General features: G+C 66.9%; 3 protein-coding genes and 1 pseudogene. 2 read left to right on the top strand and 2 right to left on the bottom strand.

The features are described 5' to 3' along the window. Both ACHWRX_RS10955 and ACHWRX_RS10950 read left to right on the top strand, forming a co-directional pair. The coding region (locus tag ACHWRX_RS10955) for an FHIPEP family type III secretion protein (protein ID WP_394659225.1) at positions 1-1611 on the top strand (1611 nt) is incomplete at its 5' end. Continuing rightward, positions 1608-2351 (top strand): sigma-70 family RNA polymerase sigma factor, encoded by a 744-nt coding sequence (locus ACHWRX_RS10950; protein ID WP_394659224.1) that lies wholly within the window; start codon positions 1608-1610, stop codon positions 2349-2351. The genes ACHWRX_RS10955 and ACHWRX_RS10950, both read left to right, overlap by 4 nt. A gap of 19 nt (positions 2352-2370) precedes the next feature. Here ACHWRX_RS10950 and ACHWRX_RS10945 read toward each other — a convergent pair whose 3' ends face one another. Further along, a complete protein-coding gene (locus tag ACHWRX_RS10945; RefSeq protein ID WP_394659223.1) occupies positions 2371-2544 on the bottom strand; it encodes a hypothetical protein in 174 nt (57 codons plus the stop codon). Positions 2545-2646: 102 nt separating this feature from the next. Continuing rightward, positions 2647-3054: pseudogene (locus ACHWRX_RS10940) on the bottom strand (mannose-6-phosphate isomerase); the annotation flags it as partial.

The following is a 3054-nucleotide window of genomic DNA, read 5'->3' as shown; positions in this document are numbered from 1 at the left end:
GCCAAGGCCCGCCGCCGCGAAGTGGCGACCGAGGCGGACTTCTACGGCTCGATGGACGGTGCCAGCAAGTTCGTGAAGGGCGATGCCGTCGCCGCGCTGCTGATCCTTGGCGTCAACATCGTCGCCGGTTTCTGCCTGGGCATGATCAGCCACGGCCTTTCCGCCGGGGAAGCCGCGCAGCACTATATCACGCTGGCCATCGGCGACGCGCTGGTGGCGCAGGTGCCGTCGCTGCTGCTCTCGATCGCTGCCGCCGTCATCGTCACGCGCGTTTCCGACAGCCGCGACCTTGCCGGCCAGATCGGCGGCCAGTTCGCTACGCCCAGCACTTGGTTGCCGGTGGCGGTGGTGCTGGCCGCGATCGGCTGCATCCCGGCGATGCCGCAAGTGATCTTCCTGCCCGCCGCCGGTATCGCCGCGTGGATCTGGCACGCCTTGCGCAAGCGCGCGAACCGCCCGGTCGTGGTGGTGGAGCCGATCGTCGCCGAAGCACCCGATCCCGGCCGCATCGTGCTGGAGGACGTGTCGGACCACACTCTCGTCACCATCGAGCTGGGCTATGGACTGGTGCAGCTGGTGGACGAGCGCAAGGGCTCCCCCCTGGTCGCGCGGATCACCGGCGTGCGCAAGCAGTTGTCTCAGACGTTCGGCTTCATCGTGCCGCAGTTCCGTGTGCGCGACGCGCTGGACATGGCCCCCAACGATTATCGCATCGTGCTGGGCGGCGTGATCCTGGGCGGCGCCACCATCCGGGCGGACCGCATCCTGGCGATCGACGCCGGAGAGGCGCGGCCTACCCATACCCTGACCGGCGAAGCCACGCGCGATCCCAGCTTCGGCTGCCCGGCCCTCTGGATCGATCCCGCCGCGCGCGATCATGCGGTAGCCGAGGGCTTCCTGACCGTGGACGCCGGCACCGTGATCGCCACTCACCTTAACCAGTTACTGGCCGAACGCCCGCAGGACCTGCTGGGTCCGGACGAGGTGAAGGCGCTGATCGATGGCGTGAAGGAGCATTCGGCGGGCCTGATCGAGACGATCCATCCCGCACCGCTCAGCCTGGCCGCGATCACCCGCGTCATGCGCGCCCTGCTGGAGGATGGCATTCCCATCGGCCATCCGCTGCCGATCTTCGCGTCGCTCAGCCGTGGGGTGATGCAGACCGCAGACCACGATCGCCTGGTCGAACTGGTCCGCGCCGATCTCGGCTCGCTGATCGTTGGTCGCATCTGCCCCCCGCATGAGCGGCTGCCGGTGCTGACCCTCGATGCCTCGCTGGAGCAGTCGATCGTGCAGGGCATGCACGATCCGGTGACCGGCCAGCCGGTGATCGAACCTGATCTTGCCCGCATGATTGGCGAGCATGTCGCCATGCTGGGCGCCTCGCGCGGGCCCAACGCCTCGCCGCTGGCGCTGGTGGTGCAGCCCCGCGCCCGCAAGGTGCTGGCCGCGCTGCTGCGCCTGCGCGCGCCCTCCTGCCTCGTCATCTCGATCTCCGAGCTGCCGCCCACGCAACCCATCGAAGTGGTGGACGTCATCGGCGCGCCTGCGCCTGCGCCCCACGCTCTCCCCGATCCCCAGATCATCGAACCTTTGGACATGGCCGCATGAAGCTAGACCAATCGCCTTTCGCCTCCCCGCGCAAGATCGCCGGCGCCTATCAAGGCGAAGTCGCCGACCGGGTCCGCCGTTTCCTGCCGATGGTCCGCCGCTTGGCGTGGCACGTCAACGGCACGGGCCGTCCCGGCATCGAACTGGAGGATCTGGTTCAGGCCGGGCTCGTCGCGCTGACCGAATGCGCGCAAAAGCATGCCGGACCCAGCGAGGATGGCTTTGCCGCCTATGCCAAGATGCGCGTGCGCGGGGCGATGGTGGACCTCATCCGTCGCACCGTGCCGATGTCTCGCGGGGCGACCGAACGCGCGCGCCTGCTACGCGAAAAGGAAGCCGAATTGCGCGGCAAGCTGGGCCGTGAGCCCGCTGGCCACGAACTTGCCGCCGCGATGGGAATCGAGGAAGCGCATCTCGCCCTGCTGCGCGACACCAGTCAGCCACTGCGCTTCGATTCCATCGACGAGGTCTATTCAGACCAGGACAGCGCCTTCGCAGATCAGAACCCGGACAGCCTGACGCTGCTGCAGGATGAGCAAACGCGCGAAGCGGTGGTCGCCGCGATCGGAGCGCTACCCGAACGACTGCGGCTGATCGTCTCGCTCTACTTCGTGGAGGAGCTGAACCTTGCCGAGATCGCGCAAGTGCTGGACGTCTCCATTCCGCGCGTCCACCAGTTAAAGGCCCAAGCCCTCGCCAAGCTGAAGGACGCGCTGGAGGGCGTGGCGGACATAATCTGATCGGCTTGCCTGGCTGCGTTCAAGATTGCGCAGGCGGGCAGTACAGCTGGATCGCCAGCACTTCGCGCGATCTGAAGCGGATCGCCGCCTGGCAACCCTGCTGACGCGCGGCGTTCAGATAGGCGCGTTCGTTGTCGTTGGACAACCGGGTCGCGGCTACGATCGCCGGCCCCTTACCCTTGGCATGCCTCACCAGCCAGCGCGATAAGTGTTGCAAGACTTGTTGCGTCTAAAATGGGGGCGTTACCATGCCTGCCCGGCGAGGGAAGCCGCGATGCCGCCCCCTCACTGCTTGTCAGCGGCAGGGTGCGGCCAACAGGCAAAGGCCGGAACTGGCGAAGGCCACGTCGTCCAGGCTATCCGCCAGAGCGCAACTGCCGGGTGCGATTTCCCGACCGGCGACATGCACCGGGCCTTCACGCGGGATCACCAGAAGCGCGCCATTATAGCGATTGACGGTGGCGTCATCCGGGCTGCCGTAAACCTGATCCAGCGTGAATAGAGGACCGGGCACCAGGTTGACCGAAGTGCCCTCGGGCGCGCGGCCCTTCCACTTGTCCGCGTAGGGCTCGCCCTTGGCGATGGCCACGCTTTCTTCCAGATGCAGCTCGCGTGGGCGGCCGTAGTCGTACAGGCGATAGGTAATGTCGGAATTCTGCTGAACTTCGATCAAGCTGATGCCCGCACCGATGGCATGCACGGT

Origin of the sequence: uncultured Novosphingobium sp. (genome assembly GCF_964277725.1) — a bacterium.
Classification (GTDB): domain Bacteria; phylum Pseudomonadota; class Alphaproteobacteria; order Sphingomonadales; family Sphingomonadaceae; genus Novosphingobium; species Novosphingobium fluoreni.
The sequence above is the reverse complement of the archived record's forward strand: the minus strand, read 5'-3'. Positions and strand labels throughout refer to the sequence as shown.